Annotated in this window: 15 protein-coding genes; 14 read left to right on the top strand and 1 reads right to left on the bottom strand. The window is 44.3% G+C overall.

Features of this window, described 5'->3' with window-relative positions:
- Positions 1 to 15: 15 nt before the first annotated feature.
- From AAAT93_RS06580 to AAAT93_RS06530, 11 genes are all read left to right on the top strand, one after another.
- Entirely contained in the window at positions 16 to 702 is a 687-nt protein-coding gene (locus tag AAAT93_RS06580; RefSeq protein WP_021986034.1) for a hypothetical protein, read from the top strand.
- A 1-nt stretch (position 703) separates the two neighbouring features.
- Complete coding sequence (locus AAAT93_RS06575) at positions 704 to 1090, top strand: hypothetical protein (RefSeq protein ID WP_227572837.1); 387 nt, start codon at positions 704 to 706, stop codon at positions 1088 to 1090.
- An 18-nt stretch (positions 1091 to 1108) separates the two neighbouring features.
- On the top strand, positions 1109 to 1789 hold the full coding sequence (locus tag AAAT93_RS06570; RefSeq protein WP_227572836.1) for a PilW family protein: 681 nt from the start codon (positions 1109 to 1111) through the stop codon (positions 1787 to 1789).
- A 33-nt stretch (positions 1790 to 1822) separates the two neighbouring features.
- The gene (locus tag AAAT93_RS06565; RefSeq protein ID WP_227572835.1) at positions 1823 to 2590 is read left to right on the top strand and encodes a prepilin peptidase; all 768 of its coding nucleotides are present in this window, start codon (positions 1823 to 1825) and stop codon (positions 2588 to 2590) included.
- An 8-nt stretch (positions 2591 to 2598) separates the two neighbouring features.
- Positions 2599 to 3798: a type II secretion system F family protein gene (locus tag AAAT93_RS06560; RefSeq protein WP_227572834.1), complete on the top strand. Its 1200-nt coding sequence runs from the start codon at positions 2599 to 2601 to the stop codon at positions 3796 to 3798.
- Between the two features lie 40 nt (positions 3799 to 3838).
- Positions 3839 to 5356: a hypothetical protein gene (locus AAAT93_RS06555; RefSeq protein ID WP_118545044.1), complete on the top strand. Its 1518-nt coding sequence runs from the start codon at positions 3839 to 3841 to the stop codon at positions 5354 to 5356.
- A 13-nt stretch (positions 5357 to 5369) separates the two neighbouring features.
- Positions 5370 to 6158, top strand: coding sequence for a hypothetical protein (locus AAAT93_RS06550; protein ID WP_021986028.1), 789 nt, complete (start codon positions 5370 to 5372; stop codon positions 6156 to 6158).
- A complete protein-coding gene (locus tag AAAT93_RS06545; protein ID WP_227572833.1) occupies positions 6142 to 7827 on the top strand; it encodes a GspE/PulE family protein in 1686 nt (561 codons plus the stop codon). The genes AAAT93_RS06550 and AAAT93_RS06545 overlap by 17 nt, the downstream gene beginning before the upstream one ends.
- A 137-nt stretch (positions 7828 to 7964) precedes the next feature.
- Entirely contained in the window at positions 7965 to 8138 is a 174-nt protein-coding gene (locus AAAT93_RS06540) for a hypothetical protein (RefSeq protein ID WP_181985470.1), read from the top strand.
- A 75-nt stretch (positions 8139 to 8213) separates the two neighbouring features.
- Positions 8214 to 9260: a type IV pilus twitching motility protein PilT gene (locus AAAT93_RS06535; protein ID WP_021985635.1), complete on the top strand. Its 1047-nt coding sequence runs from the start codon at positions 8214 to 8216 to the stop codon at positions 9258 to 9260.
- A gap of 157 nt (positions 9261 to 9417) precedes the next feature.
- Complete coding sequence (locus tag AAAT93_RS06530; protein ID WP_207660295.1) at positions 9418 to 9897, top strand: prepilin-type N-terminal cleavage/methylation domain-containing protein; 480 nt, start codon at positions 9418 to 9420, stop codon at positions 9895 to 9897.
- A gap of 331 nt (positions 9898 to 10228) precedes the next feature.
- On the opposite strand, the gene AAAT93_RS06525 is transcribed toward AAAT93_RS06530, so the two are convergent.
- Entirely contained in the window at positions 10229 to 10858 is a 630-nt protein-coding gene (locus AAAT93_RS06525) for a hypothetical protein (RefSeq protein ID WP_147354323.1), read from the bottom strand.
- Between the two features lie 1180 nt (positions 10859 to 12038).
- Between AAAT93_RS06525 and AAAT93_RS06520 the strand changes: the two genes are divergently transcribed.
- The 3 genes from AAAT93_RS06520 to AAAT93_RS06510 all read left to right on the top strand — a co-directional run bounded on the left by AAAT93_RS06520 (position 12039) and on the right by AAAT93_RS06510 (position 18139).
- Positions 12039 to 14126, top strand: coding sequence for a polyribonucleotide nucleotidyltransferase (locus AAAT93_RS06520; RefSeq protein WP_021985632.1), 2088 nt, complete (start codon positions 12039 to 12041; stop codon positions 14124 to 14126).
- 24 nt (positions 14127 to 14150) lie between these two features.
- Positions 14151 to 16553 carry a GH36-type glycosyl hydrolase domain-containing protein gene (locus tag AAAT93_RS06515; RefSeq protein WP_021985631.1) on the top strand — a complete coding sequence of 801 codons (2403 nt, stop codon included), beginning with the start codon at positions 14151 to 14153 and terminating at the stop codon, positions 16551 to 16553.
- A 188-nt stretch (positions 16554 to 16741) separates the two neighbouring features.
- A complete protein-coding gene (locus tag AAAT93_RS06510) occupies positions 16742 to 18139 on the top strand; it encodes an MATE family efflux transporter (protein WP_117780202.1) in 1398 nt (465 codons plus the stop codon).
- Positions 18140 to 18219: the final 80 nt, after the last annotated feature.

Genomic DNA, 18219 nt, shown 5'->3' with positions numbered 1-18219 from the left:
ATAAATTACAGGTACATGCAGAGAAAAAGAAAGCTCAGACAATTTCATAAAGAAGAAAATCGCGGTTCTGCAATGATCGTGGCGATTGTTGTCAGTATGGTTGTCGTTGTGTTCTGCTTATCTTTGTTGCTTGTAAGCTATGCATTGTTTTCGTCTTCGGTGCGCCGGGTGACACAGAACCAATGCCGGGAGCTTTCGAAGACGATCAGTATTGAAATAGAGAAAGAACTGACGACGCCGGCATATACAAGTTTTGATATGCAGAAGCAAGATGTGACGGATGGAAAAAATCTGCTGTGGCAGTATCTTCGATATAATGTGTGTCAGGGCAACTGGCCGTATTATGAATCGGAGAGTTCGACTGATCATGGGGAGAAAGCGGCGTACCGGTATTTTACCCTCGCAGCAACAGGCGGAGATACGACAAAATATGCAGCGATGGCGGATGATATTTCAGTCTGTATCTATTGGGAGAACGATGGCAGTTATCAGATATCGAAAAACGATGTTATCCTTTGTGTCAAAGTAACCTGTACGAAGGGTGACCAGACAGCATCCATGTTGTCAAAGTATAATTTGTCCTGTATGGATTATGAGGACGCAGAAATTGGTGTGGATACTGGAGATGATACGGTAAATCCATCGAAAAATGATATTCTGAAAAGTGAGCATTGGAGCTGGAGTTTTCTGGAGCGTGAGTAACATGAAGAGAAGAAAAATCGTGCGACAAATGAATAATGCAGGTTCGACGATGGTGGAAGTGATCGTTGGATTCGTGATTCTTGTTATGGTTCTGGCAGAATGTATGGTACATTTGCTTGGCGTATCCGGAGAATTGGTCAAGAAAAGCAAGGATATGCAGGAGGAACAGCGTATCCTGAACGAGGAAATGTATCGGACGGATACCGTGTTTGAGACATTAGCAGATACAGGCATCACACTGACGGTGGACACAAATAAGACAGATTCACAGAATATGGCACAGGCAACGAGCTTTGCGATAGAAGCAAAGCTGCACCGTTATTATAGTGATCGTGCCGATCTGACGGTGTTCCGGGTGATACATAAAAGTGAAGAAGCAGGAGAATAAGAGGAGTCAGTTATTGAAATGAAAAAACTGAAGCAGCTTTTTCGAAAATTTCATAATAAGAATCAGGGACTCACGCTGGTGGAAATGATCGTGACCTTTATGCTGATCGGGCTTTTTATGATTGCGGCGAGCAAGGTGATCGCGAATACGGTGAGCGTCTATTATACTGCGAAGGACACTGCAAATGGTATGCAGGTATCATCCATCATTGCTTCGAAGATCCGCGGTGAGATCGAGGGTGCGCGGGATGCGACAATCACAACGGAGGTAAAAAATGAGGATGGAACAACGAGCGAGGTCACATTACCATATGTCATGCAGCTGTCGACAGATGCGACGCTCGGTGGACAGAATGAAACGACAGGGTATAATAAGATCGAGTTTACCGATGCGCAGGGCAGTCATGTCTATATTGGCGTGAATGAAGAAGGATATCTGGTTGTGCATTATTATCCGGTGGTGGTTGCAAGTGGCGAAGTGAAGAGTACTGACTGGGTATTTGACCAGAAAGCGTATATGGGGTATTCCATCAAGGAGTTGAAGTTTACACAGCCGAAGGGAGATTATGCAGACAATATTATTTATATGAGTCTGACACTGCATAGCTCACGGTATGGCGATTTTACATACACGGAATATATTCAGTGTTATAATTTAGATGCGAATTCCGACACACAGATCAACTGTAAAACAGAGTAAAAGGGGTAGAAAATGAATTATTTTTTATATGCAATGATATACATATTGGTATTTTTGATGGGAGTGACTGTGTTTTCTTATCTGAATCTGGTCATTGAACGGCTTCCGAAGAAGGAGAAGCTGACGATTCGTCATTCCCACTGTAAGCAGTGCGACCACGAGCAGACATGGAAAGATGTCATTCCGATCTTTTCCCGGATTCGTTATCAGAACCGCTGCAGATATTGTGGTTCTGTATTGCCGAAACGTCCGCTTATTATCGAGCTGATCGGTGGTGCATTTGCAGTATTTTCTGTTGCAATGTACGGAATTCATCTATCCGCGTTGCTGTTCTTCCTTGTGATCTGTGATCTGATGGTGATCACGATGATCGATGCGGACACGCAGGAGATTCCGCCACAGTTGAATGTGATTTTGCTGTTGCTTGGTATCCCTGCTATCTGGGTGCTGCCGGGACCAACGATCATAGAGCGTGTGATTGGACTTTTCGCGATCAGTGTGCCAATGTTTATTCTGATGTTATTTAACGGCTTTGGCGGCGGCGATGTGAAGATGATGTTTGCCGCTGGATTCCTGCTTGGATGGAAGGGTGTTGTAGCAGCCTTTTTCGTGGGAATTATCGTCGGTGGCGCGTATGCGATATATCTGCTTGTTAAAAAGAAAAAAGGCAGAAAAGAGCAGTTTGCATTTGGACCATTTCTGGCGTTTGGCGTGCTTGTATCGCTGACACAGAATCTGGGTGATTCCATGATTTCGATGTATATTGATTATGTGAAGAGCATGATGACAGCTACATATTAGGAGGCGCTATGGTTACTTATAAATACAGAGCGCAGGATGAAAACGGAAAGACGATTTCCGGTACGATGCAGGCAACCGATGAGCTTGATCTGCATGAGCGCTTAAAACAGGAAAAGAAATATTTGATACAGGCGAAGGCACAGGCGGATAAGGTCAACATCAAACGTCTGCGTTCCGATGTTGTCTCTGAGTTCGCGAAGAATATCGGTGAGCTGCTTGGCGCGGGCGTGACGCTCGTAAAGGCACTGCGAATCATATCCGAGGATGAGTCCATCAAGCCAAAGGAACGGGAGGTATATACCGGACTGTTAAAACAGGTGCGTTCCGGTGTGCCGCTTTCTGAGGCAATGTCTGCGAGTGGCGACGCATTTCCACCGCTCTTTATCAATATGATCAAGAGTGCAGAGAGCAGCGGAAGCATGGACAAAATCGCACTGCAGATGTCTGTGCATTATGAGAAGGAATATCGGCTGAACCAGAAGGTCAAAAGCTCAATGACTTATCCGAAGATCCTCTGTGTGTTGATCGTGGTAGTAGTTGCAATCATCATGGGCTATGTTATTCCGCAGTTTAAGGATTTATTTTCCCAGATGGATGCGCTTCCGACCTCAACGACGATTCTGCTGGGCATCAGTAATTTTGTGAAAAATAAATGGTATGTCTTGATTTTGGCAGCCGTTGTGTTGTATATTTTCTTTCATGTGCTTTTTGCGATACCGGGTGTGCGGTATGCAAAGGACAAGTTAGAACTGAAGCTGCCGGTGATCGGGAAGCTGCGCCGTGTCATTTATACCGCACGGTTTGCTCGTACGTTGTCGAGCTTGTATTCGGCAGGTATTTCAATCATCAACTGTCTGCAGATCGCACGAAATACGATTGGCAATTCTTACATTGAAAAGCAGTTTGATCAGGTCATCGCGGATGTACGTGGTGGTATGAATTTAAGTGAGAGTATTGACCGGGTAGATGGATTTACGAAGAAGCTTTCTTCGTCCATTTCAGTCGGTGAAGAGACGGGTGCGCTCGATACAATGCTTGTATCAATTGCGAACCAGATGGAATATGATTCCGAGGTAGCGATGAACAAGCTGGTTTCTTATCTGGAGCCTGCGATGATCGTCGTGATGGCGGCAGTCGTTGGATTTGTTATTATTTCCGTAATCCAGCCGATTTATGGCTCGTATGCGACGATTGCAAATTCGTACTAAATAGAGAAAGCAAACCTATTACAGGAAGGAGAACATACATATGAGTACAGTCATTTATCTGGCAAACCAACAGATACAAGTGATCACCGGTACTCCCGGAAATCGAAAGATTTCTGTCGCGGATTGTTATACGGAAGATGCGCCGGATGGCAGCATCATCAATGGTATGATTATGGATGCGGATGCGTTTGTGAGCTTCATGCAGAACTTCTGGACGACACATAATCTGCCGACGAAGGATGTGATCTTAGTCATCAATTCGACCAAGTTTATTGGTAAGAATATTGAGATGCCTCTGCTCAATTCGAAGAAGACGGAAGAGTTTATCAACCGCGAGTTTACAGATATCAAACAGGGAGAGGATTATATCTGCGGATATTTTCCAATCGGGCAGAATAAGGCGACGAAGAAAATCTATGCCGAGATCATCACGACCGATTTCATCAAAGATTATGTGGACATCTTTACTGAGATCGGCGTCAAACTCAAGGCAGTATATTCCGGTGAGAGCAGTCTGATCCGTCTGACTGCATTGACAGCGGCACAACAGTACAAGACATTCGTCCTGCAGATCGCAGACCGCATGACAATCACGACGATCCTCTGGGTAAATGGAGAATTTTACTATTTCAACAGTGCCCGCTGCTTCCATGATCAGGGAACAGAGGACTATGCGCAGGATATCGCGCGTTCCGTCAGCCAGATCCGTCAGTTCATGCAGGCAAACCAGCTGGATTATCCGATTGAGGCAGTTTTACTTGCGGGTGTGAATCCACAGGATCTGCCATTATATCAGAATGCAATTTCCCAGCTTGATATTTACGCGCGTGTGGAGGTATTTGCAGATACACATGTTGCAACCAATGGTCTGGATGTACAGGCACATTTCCACCCGATCAGCGGTCTTGTTACGGGAAATGCCGGCAAGCAGAATTTCTTAGACGGCTATCATGCCGGAAAAAAGAAGGAAACAGAAGGTGGCGGAGTTGGAAAGGGATTTCTTGCAATTCTGATCAGTCTTGCTGTGATGCTTGTGGGACTTGCCGTGTGTATTACGGTGCGCACACTAAAAAAACAGGAATTGCAGAAGCTGAAGGAGTACAATGAGTCTCCGGCAACGATTATGGAGGTTGCACGGTATGATGTACTTTTGGAGCAAACATCCTATCTGAGCAATCAATACAATGCGATTGTAGGAGTGAATCAGAATCTATACACGTATCCGGTCTGTAACTGTGAGGTGATGAGTGTGGTCGATGATTGCGCGCAGGGGCTTGTAACCGTGACCTTTGATTCTTTCGATGCGGATCTGGGCGTGCTGACGATGACAGCGCGTGCCGATACGGTAGATAATATCAACAAATTCATCCGCAATTTGTGCGGCGTGGATATATTCAGCAATGTTGATTATACCGGATATTCTTATGTGGAATCCGATGAGCTGTGGGATATCCATGTGACCTGTACACTGGCGGAGTCCGCAGGCAGACATACCGATACAGATGCACAGCCAGAGACAACAGAAACAAATTTGCCGGATGTCGGCGATGCAGAATAAGGAGGGAATCGTTATGAAGTTAGAAATGACACAAAAAGACAAAAACCTCCTGATCATGCTTTCTATATTCGTGATCGTAGTCTGCATTGGTTACTGGGGTATTTACCCGGTTGTAAAGGGTATCGTGAATACGAACAAAGAGATTGCGACACAGAAGGAAACACAGGAAGAAAATGAGCTGAAGCTTACGCAGGTGCCGATGATGGAGGCAGATAACGAGCGGTTTTCAAATGAGATACAGGGAGTACGAGAATCATTCTTCCCAATGATGGAAAGTGCAGAGATTGATAAGTATTTTACTGAGCTTGTGTTAGGATATAACTTGTCAGCCTATGATCTGGCTATCCAGATGCCACAGGAAGAAACGGCTTTGGAGCCATATGTATATTCGAAGCGTGCGGCAATGCTCGCAGCACAGGAGGAAACGGATACGACTGAAGCACCACAGGGCGCGAAAGCGGAACGCTCTGAAATCGAAGCGGCTGAGGAGAGTGGCGGTATGTCGACGGACAGCGAAACGAGTGCGCTTCCGGCATTTGATGATGAGGTAACAACAGGTATTTATAATGCGACGGTGACACTTCGTCTAGGCGGAAAAGAGAGTGATCTGCTTCAGCTGATCGAAGATCTCTCAAACAGCGATAAGAAAATCCGTGTGTGCAACTATTCATGGTCTGAGGAGCGGAGTATCACGAACCTGACCGAAGAAGGTGAGTACGATATCAAGACTGAGCGTGTTTTGACATTGACGCTTGAGATCTATATGTACGAGGAGGTGCCGGACGATGGAAATGCGCAGTAATAAAAATATCCGAATCGGTGATGTATTGCAGGAACTTGGATACATCAACGAAGATCAGATCAATCAGGCGGTTGCCTACCAGAAGGAAAACAAAGGTGTCCGTCTTGGTGCCGCATTGATTGCACTTGGCTTTATCACAGAGAAACAGATGTTAGAGGCGCTTGGAAAGCGTCTGAATTATGAGGTTGTCAATATTTCGGATCTGTCTGTGGATGTGAAAGCGGTGGAGATGATTCCGCGTGTTCTTGCCGAGAAATATAACATGATGGGATACAAGGTAGAGGATACGATGTATTATCTCCTTGTGGACGATCCGCTGAACTTCTATGGAATTGAGGATATCCGCCAGATTGTCGGACGGGAAGTTCATATTTCTCTGTGTGAGAAGGCACCGCTCGAAAATTCCATTCAGTATTATTATTCAGAGGTATCTGCAAGACAGGCAGCACAGAAAGCATCGGCGAATACAACACAGACGAGTGAGGTTATGGAGATCAGCGTAGAAGAGGGCGACGATGATACGCCAATCATCAACCTGTTTAACAGCCTGCTTGTCCGTGCTTATAACTCAAATGCATCTGATATCCATATCGAGCCATTTGAGAACCATACAAGCGTGCGAATGCGTATGGATGGTGTTATCTGCGACTTCATGACGCTGCAGAAGAACATTCACAATTCCCTGCTGGCACGTATCAAAATCCTTGGTGATCTTGATATCGCAGAGCGAAGAATCCCGCAGGATGGACATTTCCGTATCAACAATGAAGGTGTGAACCTGAATGTTCGTGTATCTGTCATTCCAACCGTATTTGGCGAGAAAGCGGTTTTGAGACTTCTTGCATCGGCAGGTTCGATCGACCATATGGGAACGTTCGGTATGACTGACCGGAACTATAAACTCGTAATGCGGATGCTGCAGTCACCAAACGGAATCATTTATCTGACCGGACCGACGGGTTCCGGTAAATCAACGACACTGTATATGATTCTGGAAGAACTTGCAAAACGTAGTGTAAATATCTCGACGATCGAAGATCCGGTCGAGAAAAATGTGCCAAAGCTCAATCAGATGCAGGTAAATAATACCGCAGGACTGACCTTCGAGGTAGGACTTCGTGCCTTGCTTCGTCAGGACCCGGATATCATCATGGTCGGTGAGACGCGAGATGCAGAGACGGCATCCATTTCTGTCCGTGCCGCAATCACCGGACATCTGGTACTTTCGACGCTGCATACGAACGATGCGGCTTCCTCGGTTGTCCGACTGGCAGATATGGGAGTGGAACCGTATATGATCGCCAGCTCTTTAGTTGGTATCGTGGCACAGCGACTCGTGCGTAAAGTCTGCCCGTTCTGTGGTGAATGGGGACCGATGACCGAGCAGGAGGAAGCAATCGCAGGCGTACATTTCCCTCAGATCAAGCATGCCAAAGGCTGCAGACAGTGCAACAACACGGGCTACAAGGGACGTATTTCTATCCATGAAATCCTGATGATCGATAAGAAGGTGCGTGAAATGATCACGAAGGGCGCTTCGGTCGAGGAAATCAAAGATTATGCTGTACAGGAGCAGGGCATGAGTACCTTGAAGAAGAGTGCACTCGAACTCGTGGAAAATGGTACGACGACTGTAGATGAACTGTTGCGCGTGTCTTATTATGAGTAGGATGAGAGCGGAAAAAATATATGTTTAAAGCACATATTTAGAAAGCAGGCAGAAAAACACAAACCGGAAGCTGATTGGCATGTAGAGAAGGGAAAAGTGTGTATAAAAGCGAGAATTGAAGTCGGAAAACACGCGGCATGTGTTTTTTGAAGGGAAAGCAAGCAGAAAAACACAAACCGGAAGCTGATTGGCGTGTAGAGAAGGGAAAAGTGTGTATAAAAGCGAGAATTGAAGTCAGAAAACACACGGTATGTGTTTTTGAAGAGAAAAGCAGGCAGAAAAAACCCATGCCGGAAGCTGACAGCAAGTAGAAGAAAAAACAAGTAAAAATTATGATAAAAAAACATAATAAAAAGATTAAATAATACGAGAGGAGGTCGATATATATGATGATAGATCAGATGATTATGGAAGCACGTTCGATGGGATGCTCGGATATTCATATCACAGTTGGTATGCCACTTATGTATCGAATCAATGGTCGCTTGCAGAATGCACCGACCAATCCAAGCGACGGAGAAATCATCGCGATGCTCGCAGAGCTTTTGACCGATGAACAGCGGGAGAATCTTGAGCGAGGCATAGATGCGGATTTTGCAATTCGTACCCCGGATGGCAACCGTCAGCGTGTGAATGTGTTCAAGCAGGATGGCAAGATGGCGGCAACAATCCGACTGCTTAATTCCTCGATTCCGTCGATGGAGATGCTTGGACTTCCAAGCGTGCTTCGGGAGCTGGCAGATAAGCCGCGTGGTATGATTCTTGTGACAGGACCAACCGGTTCTGGTAAATCAACCACACTTGCTTCCATGATTGATTATATCAACGAGAATCGTCCGGAACATATTATTACGATTGAAGATCCGGTCGAGTATGTATACGACAGAAAGATGGCACTTATTCACCAGAGAGAGGTTGGAAGAGATGTCACAAACTTTGCATCGGCACTTCGAAGTGCACTTCGTGAAGACCCGGATATTATTCTGGTAGGAGAGATGCGTGATTACGAGACAATCTCAGCAGCACTGACTGCGGCAGAGACCGGACATCTGGTTATGTCCACCCTGCATACGACTGGTGCGGCACAGACGATTGATCGAATCATTGACGCCTGTCCAGCAGGCATGCAGAATCAGGTACGGACACAGCTTGCCAGCGTGTTAAATGGTGTAATCACACAGTGTCTGATTCCGAATGCACGTGGAAATGGACGAGTTGTAGCGACAGAAATCTTAGTTGGTACGGATGCAGTTTGCAACCAGATCCGTGAGAATAAATGTCATCAGCTCGGTTCTCTGATGCAGTCCGGTTCATCCGTAGGTATGCATACATTAAATGGTGATTTGTCCCGTTTGGTTCAGAACGGTATGATTAACCGCCAGATGGCTTACAAATATTCAAACGATGTCGCAGAGCTCGATCAGTATTTGTAAAAGGCTGTTGAGCAACTAGATGTGGCATAAATGGTAAAAATTACCATGAGAAAATCCCTCGAAAAAAAGGGAAAAAGTTGATACTGATAGCAAATTTTGCTATACTTTATAAAGATTTTTCATATCAAAAAACAAAAAGACTAAGGAGGAAATGATTATGAAAAAGATGAAAGAAAACAAAGGTTTTACTTTGGTAGAGCTGATTGTTGTTATCGTAATTCTCGCAATTTTGGCAGCAATCCTCGTACCGGCATTGCTTGGTTATATTGACAGAGCAAAGGGACAGCAGATTGTATTGAATGGAAAGACGGTATTGACAGCTGCGCAGACAGAGTGTTCAAGTGCTTATGCAAAAGGAACTGATTTGTCAGCTATGGATGCAACAACATTGAAGGCATTTCAGGATCAAATTAATAATACAGCAGATGTACCTTCTACAAATGTAAAAATTAAACTTGGGGTATCTGCAAGTGGTGTAACAAACAAGCATGAAGAATACACTGTACGAGGAGTAGAGTATACGCAGGGAGATAAAACAATTTATTATGTATATAATACAACTAATAATACAGCTTCATGGGATGCAACAGCTGCTGAGTATGCAGCTTTAGCAGGTAAGGAAATAACGGTTAAGTAAAAATGAATTTAAACGCTCTGGAGATATCCGGGGCGTTTTTTCATAATAGATAAAGGTTCAGTCATTTTCTTTTTAAAACTAAAGGAGATGACTGAAATATATGGAGAGTGTTCATAAAAGTCGCTATGTTTTTTGATTTTATAAAAATGGTTTGTGAAGAATATGGGTCTCTTATGTTCTGAGCGTGGGGGCGGGACAGAAAACGGAAAAGCCCACGCTGTGGGCGTGGAAAGAGAAAAAGCGGGACACCCACCCAGGAAACTTGAAAAAGGTTTCCGGGGTGAACTTATTTATAACAAAAAGGCAAGCTGGATTTTAATCAAGCTCTACTCTACATGAAATTCCGCATCACCAATTGTTGCACCCAACTGGAATCTAACGGATGCTTTTGTGTCTCGTAAGTTAGAATGAGATTAACATCCGGAATGATATTGTGGTCACAATATGTACTGATTTTCTCCATGGCATGATCTTTGTATTCCTTTTTATCCATCAACCCCAAATGCTCCCAATAAGTATAGGAATTATTTTTTGGATTTTTGATTGTAAAATCAGGATACATGGTTGATCCGTTTAGTGTGAGTGGCGCTTCATATCGAAACGGAATATGGTTTGTGAACAAAATATTTGCTATGATTTCCTCCGACTTTGAGCGTACTTTCATTCCGGAAAACGTGTTGTGAATAAGATCTTCGCGCTTATAAGGATTTTGCTCATAGGAGACGCCTGCCCATGCATCAGGAATCAGTGCCTTAGCTAAAAATGTGTGATAATTTGAATCTGTCGCCAGAAGCTTCTGAGATGTATTCGGCAAAGCCTGAATATCTTGAATGAATCGATCAAGAAGCTCTTTTTCTTTGATGCAATCATCCAGACAGCTTTCATAATATTTCTTCAAAGCTAATTTCTCAATAGTGGCAGATTCTTTGGTGGGAATGTATTTTTTCAGATTGCCATTCACTTTGTATGATTTGATATGCTTTCCGTTCTTGAAACATTGTAGTTTTCCAGAGGGGAATTTATTGATAAGCTTTTTATAGTTTTCGATGCTTTTATTTAATTGTTTTTGCTGTTCAAGAATATTCTGTATAAAAATGATATACACCTCTTTCAATAATTGACATTGCAACGACTGTAATAGTACAGACCATCATAATGCGAAAACACATGAAGCCGTTAGGCAACACGCTAAAATGTAAACTACGTGGGTAAGTAAAATCTGAGTTGTTCTGAGTTGTAAAACAGATTTTCTGTATGAAAAACTATGCGCTAAAAACTCGATAAATGAGTTGTTCTTAATGTAGCATATATAAGTTGCTGCGTAAATGGAATACATGATTTTATCACAGAAAATTCATAATTTCTTTTTATGAATCTATTGATTTGGGCGTGGGAGCAGAAAAGTAGGCGGAAAAACCCACGGCATGGGCGTAGGAGAAGAAAAGCAAGCAGAAAAGCCCACCCCGGAAGCTAATCGATATGTCGCAGAGAGAAAACTGGGTGTGGAAGTAGAAAAGCAGGCGGGGAAACCCATAGCGTGGGCGTAGGGTGTGAAAAGCAAGCAGAAAAGCCCACCCCGGAAGCTAATCGATATGTCGGGGAGCGGAAACTGGGCGTGAAAGTAGGAAAATAAGCGGGGAAACCCACGGTGTGGGCGTAGGAGAAGAAAAGCAAGCAGAAAAGCCCATCCCGGAAGCTAATCGATATGTCGGGGAGCGGAAACTGGGCGTGGGAGCAGAAAAGTAAGCGTGGAAACCCATGGCGTGGGCGTGGAAGCAAAAAAGCGAGCTAGAAAACCCACAGCAAGCAAACAGTATCAAGCGAAACAGTCTCCAAACAAAAATCGCAAGCAATAAATCGCAAATAAATCACAAACAAAAAATCCCACATTTCATCCATTCCCATCTTGAAGCAAAAGGAAATAGATGGTATAATCTAAAAGATTGCATGAAGACAAAACCGAGACAACTGAAAAAATCATTTTCTGCTATAAAATAAAATGCAAAACACATATGGTAATAAGATGATAACCAGAATCATGAGTATAGATTATCTGTACATGTTTGCCAGATACAGAAAGTGGCGTTTTCAGTCGTTTCGGAGTCTGATTGCAGGAAAAAATATTTCAAGGAGAATTAATTATGTACAAGAAGTTTGAGATGGAACTTGCCGGAAGAACCTTGCGTGTCGATGTAGGCAGAGTTGCAAAGCAGGCAAATGGTGCAGCTTTGATGCACTACGGAGATACAGTTGTTCTTTCAACAGCAACTGCATCAGAAAAACCAAGAGATGGTATCGATTTCTTCCCACTTTCAGTTGAATATGAGGAGAAGATGTATTCCGTTGGAAAGATCCCTGGAGGATTCAACAAGCGTGAGGGTAAGGCAAGCGAGAATGCAATCCTTACATCCCGTGTTATCGACCGTCCGATGAGACCATTGTTCCCAAAGGATTACAGAAATGATGTTACACTCAATAACATGGTTATGTCTGTAGATCCGGAGTGTTCTCCAGAGCTTACGGCTATGCTTGGTTCTGCCATTGCAACAGCAATTTCTGATATTCCGTTTGATGGTCCATGTGCAACAACACAGGTTGGTATGATCAACGGCGAGCTTATATTCAATCCAAATTCAACACAGAATCTGGAGTCAGATTTGAAGCTTACAGTTGCATCTACAAGAGATAAGGTTATCATGATCGAGGCTGGTGCGAACGAAGTGCCGGAGGCGAAGATGATCGAGGCTATTTATGCAGCCCATGAGTTAAACCAGAAGGTAATTGCATTTATCGATAAGATCGTAGCTGAGTGTGGTAAGCCAAAGCATTCTTATACAAGCTGTGCAGTTCCGGAAGAACTGTTTGAGGCAATCAAGGAGCTTGTTCCACCTGCAGCAATGGAAGAGGCAGTCTTCACAGACGAGAAGCAGGTGCGTGAGGAGAACATCCGCCAGATCAAGGAGAAGCTTGAAGAGGCATTTGCAGATAAGGAAGACTGGCTGGCAGTTCTTGATGAGGCTGTTTACCAGTATCAGAAGAAGACAGTTCGTAAGATGATTCTGAAGGATCATAAGCGTCCGGATGGCAGACAGATCACACAGATCCGTCCACTGGCTGCTGAGGTTGATATCATTCCTAGAGTCCATGGCTCTGCTATGTTCACAAGAGGACAGACACAGATTTGTAACGTTGTAACACTGGCTCCGCTTTCTGAGGCTCAGAAGTTGGATGGCCTTGACACAAATGTTACAACGAAGAGATATATGCATCATTACAACTTCCCATCATACTCTGTTGGTGAGACAAAGCCATCCAGAGGACCAGGACGTCGTGAGATCGGACATGGCGCACTTGCTGAGCGTGCACTTGTTCCTGTACTTCCAAGTGAGGACGAGTTCCCATATGCAATCCGTTCTGTATCTGAGACATTTGAGTCAAACGGTTCAACATCTATGGCTTCCACATGTGCATCTTGTATGTCACTGATGGCTGCCGGTGTTCCAATCAAGAAGATGGTAGCAGGTATTTCCTGCGGCCTTGTAACTGGTGAGACAGATGATGATTATGTATTGCTTACAGATATTCAGGGACTCGAAGATTTCTTCGGCGACATGGACTTCAAGGTAACAGGTACAACCGAAGGTATCACAGCAATCCAGATGGATATCAAGATTCATGGTCTGACACGTCCAATCGTAGAGGGCGCAATCGCAAGATGTCGTGAGGCAAGACTCTTCATCATGGATACATGTATGAAGCCGGCTATCGCAGCTCCAAGAGATCACGTTGGCGAGCTTGCTCCGAAGATCATCCAGACAAAGGTTGATCCGGAGAAGATCGGTGAGATCATTGGACAGAGAGGAAAGACAATTAACGCAATCATCGAGGAGACAGGCGTTAAGATCGATATCGATGATGATGGAAATGTATTTATCTGCGGTGTTGAGCAGGCAGGTATGGACAAGGCATTGAAGATCATCCGTTCTATCGTAGATCCAATCGAAGTTGGTAAGACTTACGAAGGTAAGGTTGTTCGTATCATGAACTTCGGTGCATTCGTAGAGCTGTCACCAAACAAGGATGGACTGATTCATATCTCTAAGCTGGCAGATCACCGCGTAGAGAAGGTAGAGGATGTCGTAAATATCGGCGATGTAGTCAAGGTTAAGGTTCTTGAGGTTGACCGTATGGGTAAGATCAGCCTGAGCCTGAAGGACGCTGAGCAGTAGAACTATAAATTAGGAGGGTACCTCATGAGATACGGATACTTTGATGAGGCAAATAAGGAATATGTGATTGACAGACCGGATACTCCGGCACCTTGGGCGAACTACCTTGGTTCTCCGGAATACGGCGCAATCATTTCCAACAATGCCGGTGGATACAGCTTTGTAAAGTCTGGTGCAAACGGAAGAATTCTTCGTTATATCTTCAACAGCTTTGACCAGCCGGGCAGATACATTTATCTGCGTGACAATGACAGCAAAGATTACTGGTCAGCCTCATGGCAGCCAGTTGGAAAAGATTTAGACAGCTACAAGAGTGAGTGTCACCATGGTACAGGCTATACGTATATGAATGCAGAATATGCAGGCATCAAGAGCTCTGTACTTTACTATGTACCACTTGATAAGACGCATGAGGTATGGAAGCTGAAGGTTACGAACGATTCTGACAAGCCTCGTAACCTGTCAGTCTTTGGTTACTGTGAATTTACAAATGATAACAACTATGAGCAGGATCAGGTCAATCTGCAGTATACACTCTTTATCACAAGAACATATTTCATGGGAAACCGCATTAAGCAGGTGATCAATGAGAACGTGAATAAGGGTGCAGCTATCAACGGAAGTGTTGCATTTACAAGATTCTTTGGTCTGGCTGGAGCAGAGGTTGCAAGCTATGCCGGAGATAAGGAAGCGTTCCTTGGCAGATATCATGGCTATGGCAATCCAGTCGGCGTAGAAAACGGTGATTGCGGAAACTGTCTGAATTATAATGGTAATGCCTGTGGCGCTTTGGAGACAAAGATCACACTCGCACCGGGCGAGAGCAAGGAGCTTGCATTTGTACTCGGCATGAAGAATGATGCAGAGACAGAAGCAGTGATGAACAGCTATGCAGATGTGCATGCACAGAGTGAAGCTGAGCTGGCAGAGTTGAAGGAATACTGGCATGGAAAGCTGAATCATTTCCAGGTAAAGACACCAAGCGAGTCATTCAATGCGATGATCAATACATGGAATGCATATCAGTGCTTCATGACATTTATCTGGTCAAGAGCCGCATCGTTCTCCTACTGTGGACTTCGAAATGGATACGGATACCGTGATACGGTACAGGATATTCAGGGCGTAATCCATTTGGCACCAGAGATGGCGTTGGACAAGATCCGTTTCATGTTGTCTGCACAGGTAGACAATGGTGGTGGACTTCCACTTGTAAAGTTTGATCACAATGCAGGTCATGAGGATACACCAGATGATGAGTCTTATGTACGTGCAACCGGACATCCGGCTTATCGTGCAGATGATGCATTGTGGTTGTTCCCAACAGTTTATAAGTATATTGCGGAGTCTGGAAATACAGACTTTATCGATGAAGTAATCCTGTTCGCAAATGGCGGAGAGGGTACGGTGTATGAGCATTTGAAGCGTGCGATTGATTTCTCTATGAATCACCTTGGAAACAATCGTATGCCGGCAGGTCTGCATGCAGACTGGAATGACTGCTTACGTCTTGGCAAGCAGGGCGAGTCAACATTTGTTGCAATGCAGCTTTACTATGCGATGAGCGTACTCCGCATCTTTGCAGAGCAGAAAAATGATACAGAATATATCGCATATCTGGATAAGATCCAGAAGGAACTTGGCGATATTATCCAGACAAAGTGCTGGGAAGATGACCGCTATATCCGTGGATACAAGGAAGACGGCATGATCATCGGTTCCAAGCATGATCCGGAAGCAAACATGTGGCTGAATCCACAGTCATGGGCAGTTATCAGTGGTCTTGCCACAAAGGATCAGGCAGAGAAAGCACTGGAGTCTGTACATAGAGAATTGAATACACCATATGGCGTACGTCTGATGGCGCCATCCTATGTAGATCATGCGTTTGAGGGAGCGTTGATGCTTCTGTTCAATCCATCCACAAAGGAAAATGGCGGTATCTTCTCACAGCCACAGGGTTGGATTATTCTGGCAGAATCCCTGATGGGACATGGAAACCGTGCATTTGAGTATTTCACAGAAAGCTCACCTGCATCCATGAATGACAAGGCAGAGATCAGAAAGCTGGAGCCATATTGCCACGGACAGTTTACAGAGAGCTCTGACAGCCCATTCGAGGGTAGAGCACATGTACACTGGCTGACCGGTACAGCATCGACCGTTATGGTTGGATGTGTTGAGGGTATCCTTGGTATGCGTCCGGACTTCGATGGACTTCGTATCGCACCATCGGTTCCATCTGACTGGAAGGAATTCGAGATCAACAAGGACTTCCGTGGAAAGAAGCTTCATATCGTTGTGAAGAATCCGAATGGCGCAGAGAGCGGTTACAAGAGTCTTGTCGTAAATGGCAAAGAAATGAGCGATAACTATATTGCAGCAAGCGAGCTGGCTGATATCAATGAGATTATCCTTACAATGTAAGTGCTAAGACAAACGTACGCAAAATATAGAAGAAACTATGTGATATGGTGGGTAGATTCTGTACCCACCATATTTTTCTATATATATATAACAGAATTGATATATGCGTGCGGAACTATCATGCGGGAGATTTTTGGATTTGATTGTGAAACATGCAGGGCGTGTGTGAAAAGTGAGGTGAATGACACATGAATACGAAACGGTCTTTTCAAATCAAAAAATTTATTGGCGATCGTGCCTTTTATAAGCGATATCTGATGCTTGCTTTGCCGATGATCTTACAGAATGCGATTACGAATTTGGTCAGCTTTTTGGATAATATCATGGTTGGACAGCTTGGAACTGAACAAATGTCCGGTGTAGCGATTGTGAATCAGTTGATTTTTGTATATAATTTGGCAATTTTTGGTGCGGCATCGGCAGCAAGTATTTTTGGCGCACAGTATTTCGGAAAAGGAAACCATGAAGGTCACATGTACTCATTCCGATTCAAACTGTATGCAACGATGTTTGTGACGATTCTTGCAATTACGTTATTTATTACGAATGGTGAGAATCTCATATCCTTATATCTTACGGATACGGCCGGAACCGGTGCGACAGATGTTGCGTTACGGTATGGAAAACAGTATCTGTCCATCATGCTGATCGGCTTGGTTCCTTTTGCGGTTACACAGTCGTATGCGACAAATATCAAGGAAACCGGGCAGACATTTGTACCGATGGTTGCAAGCTTCGTGGCAGTTGGAAGCAATGCAGTGTTAGATTATCTGTTGATATTTGGAATTGGGCCATTTCCGAAGCTTGGCGTTATGGGTGCAGCGCTCGCAACGATACTGGCGCGTTATATAGAAGCTGCAATTATTGTAATCTGGGCACATTCCCATAAAGAAAAGAACAAGTATCTGGCTGGTGCATACCGGGGATTTGGCATGCCAATGGGCGAATTCAAAGCAATTTTGATCAAAGGATTTCCACTTATGTTGAATGAACTTCTCTGGGCGGCGGGGATGACAGCAGTGACGCAGTGCTATTCGGTGCGCGGACTCGAGGTGGTTGCCGGACTAAACATCGCAACGACGATCACGAATTTGTTTAATATTGTGTATATTCAGCTTGGTGCATGTATCAGCATCATTGTAGGACAGTATCTGGGAGCCGGCGAGCTGGAACAGGCGAAGGATGCGGATAATAAGATGATCGTGTTCAGTGTATTTTGCTGTATACTTGTCGCGGCGGTAATGTTTGTAGTTGGCAGGTTTTTTCCGCATATCTACAATACAACCGATGAAATCAAGAAGCTTGCTACAGCGTTCATGAGTATATCTGCGCTTTTGATGCCGATTTGTTCCATGAGCCATACCTTCTACTTTACCTTACGATCAGGCGGTAAGACATTGGTTACATTCCTGTTTGATTCCGTGTTCACATGGGTCATTGTTGTTCCTTGTGCGTACGTGCTTGCGCATTTTACGGGACTTGGAATTGTGAGTGTGTATTTTTTCGTGCAGGCGACGGAATTAATCAAAGCGACGATTGGATTCTTTATGGTGAAGAGTGATGTCTGGTTGGTGCAGATGGTATAATTGCAGTCTGCGTATAATAAAATATATTAATATAAAAAAGAGGCATTCCCTATCTGAGCTGTTTGGGAATGTCTCTTTTT

Source organism: Coprococcus hominis (ex Arizal et al. 2022), assembly GCF_040094675.1.
Lineage (GTDB): Bacteria > Bacillota > Clostridia > Lachnospirales > Lachnospiraceae > Coprococcus_C > Coprococcus_C hominis.
Note: the sequence above shows the minus strand (reverse complement) of the source record. Positions and strands in the feature narration are given on the sequence as shown.

What these genes read in the sequence shown, in the direction of transcription:
- AAAT93_RS06580 (WP_021986034.1), top strand. Translation starts at nt 16, where the DNA reads ATGCAGAGAAAAAGAAAGCTCAGACAATTTCATAAAGAAGAAAATCGC.
- AAAT93_RS06575 (WP_227572837.1), top strand. Translation starts at nt 704, where the DNA reads ATGAAGAGAAGAAAAATCGTGCGACAAATGAATAATGCAGGTTCGACG.
- AAAT93_RS06570 (WP_227572836.1), top strand. Translation starts at nt 1,109, where the DNA reads ATGAAAAAACTGAAGCAGCTTTTTCGAAAATTTCATAATAAGAATCAG.
- AAAT93_RS06565 (WP_227572835.1), top strand. Translation starts at nt 1,823, where the DNA reads ATGATATACATATTGGTATTTTTGATGGGAGTGACTGTGTTTTCTTAT.
- AAAT93_RS06560 (WP_227572834.1), top strand. Translation starts at nt 2,599, where the DNA reads ATGGTTACTTATAAATACAGAGCGCAGGATGAAAACGGAAAGACGATT.
- AAAT93_RS06555 (WP_118545044.1), top strand. Translation starts at nt 3,839, where the DNA reads ATGAGTACAGTCATTTATCTGGCAAACCAACAGATACAAGTGATCACC.
- AAAT93_RS06550 (WP_021986028.1), top strand. Translation starts at nt 5,370, where the DNA reads ATGAAGTTAGAAATGACACAAAAAGACAAAAACCTCCTGATCATGCTT.
- AAAT93_RS06545 (WP_227572833.1), top strand. Translation starts at nt 6,142, where the DNA reads ATGGAAATGCGCAGTAATAAAAATATCCGAATCGGTGATGTATTGCAG.
- AAAT93_RS06540 (WP_181985470.1), top strand. Translation starts at nt 7,965, where the DNA reads ATGTGTTTTTTGAAGGGAAAGCAAGCAGAAAAACACAAACCGGAAGCT.
- AAAT93_RS06535 (WP_021985635.1), top strand. Translation starts at nt 8,214, where the DNA reads ATGATGATAGATCAGATGATTATGGAAGCACGTTCGATGGGATGCTCG.
- AAAT93_RS06530 (WP_207660295.1), top strand. Translation starts at nt 9,418, where the DNA reads ATGAAAAAGATGAAAGAAAACAAAGGTTTTACTTTGGTAGAGCTGATT.
- AAAT93_RS06520 (WP_021985632.1), top strand. Translation starts at nt 12,039, where the DNA reads ATGTACAAGAAGTTTGAGATGGAACTTGCCGGAAGAACCTTGCGTGTC.
- AAAT93_RS06515 (WP_021985631.1), top strand. Translation starts at nt 14,151, where the DNA reads ATGAGATACGGATACTTTGATGAGGCAAATAAGGAATATGTGATTGAC.
- AAAT93_RS06510 (WP_117780202.1), top strand. Translation starts at nt 16,742, where the DNA reads ATGAATACGAAACGGTCTTTTCAAATCAAAAAATTTATTGGCGATCGT.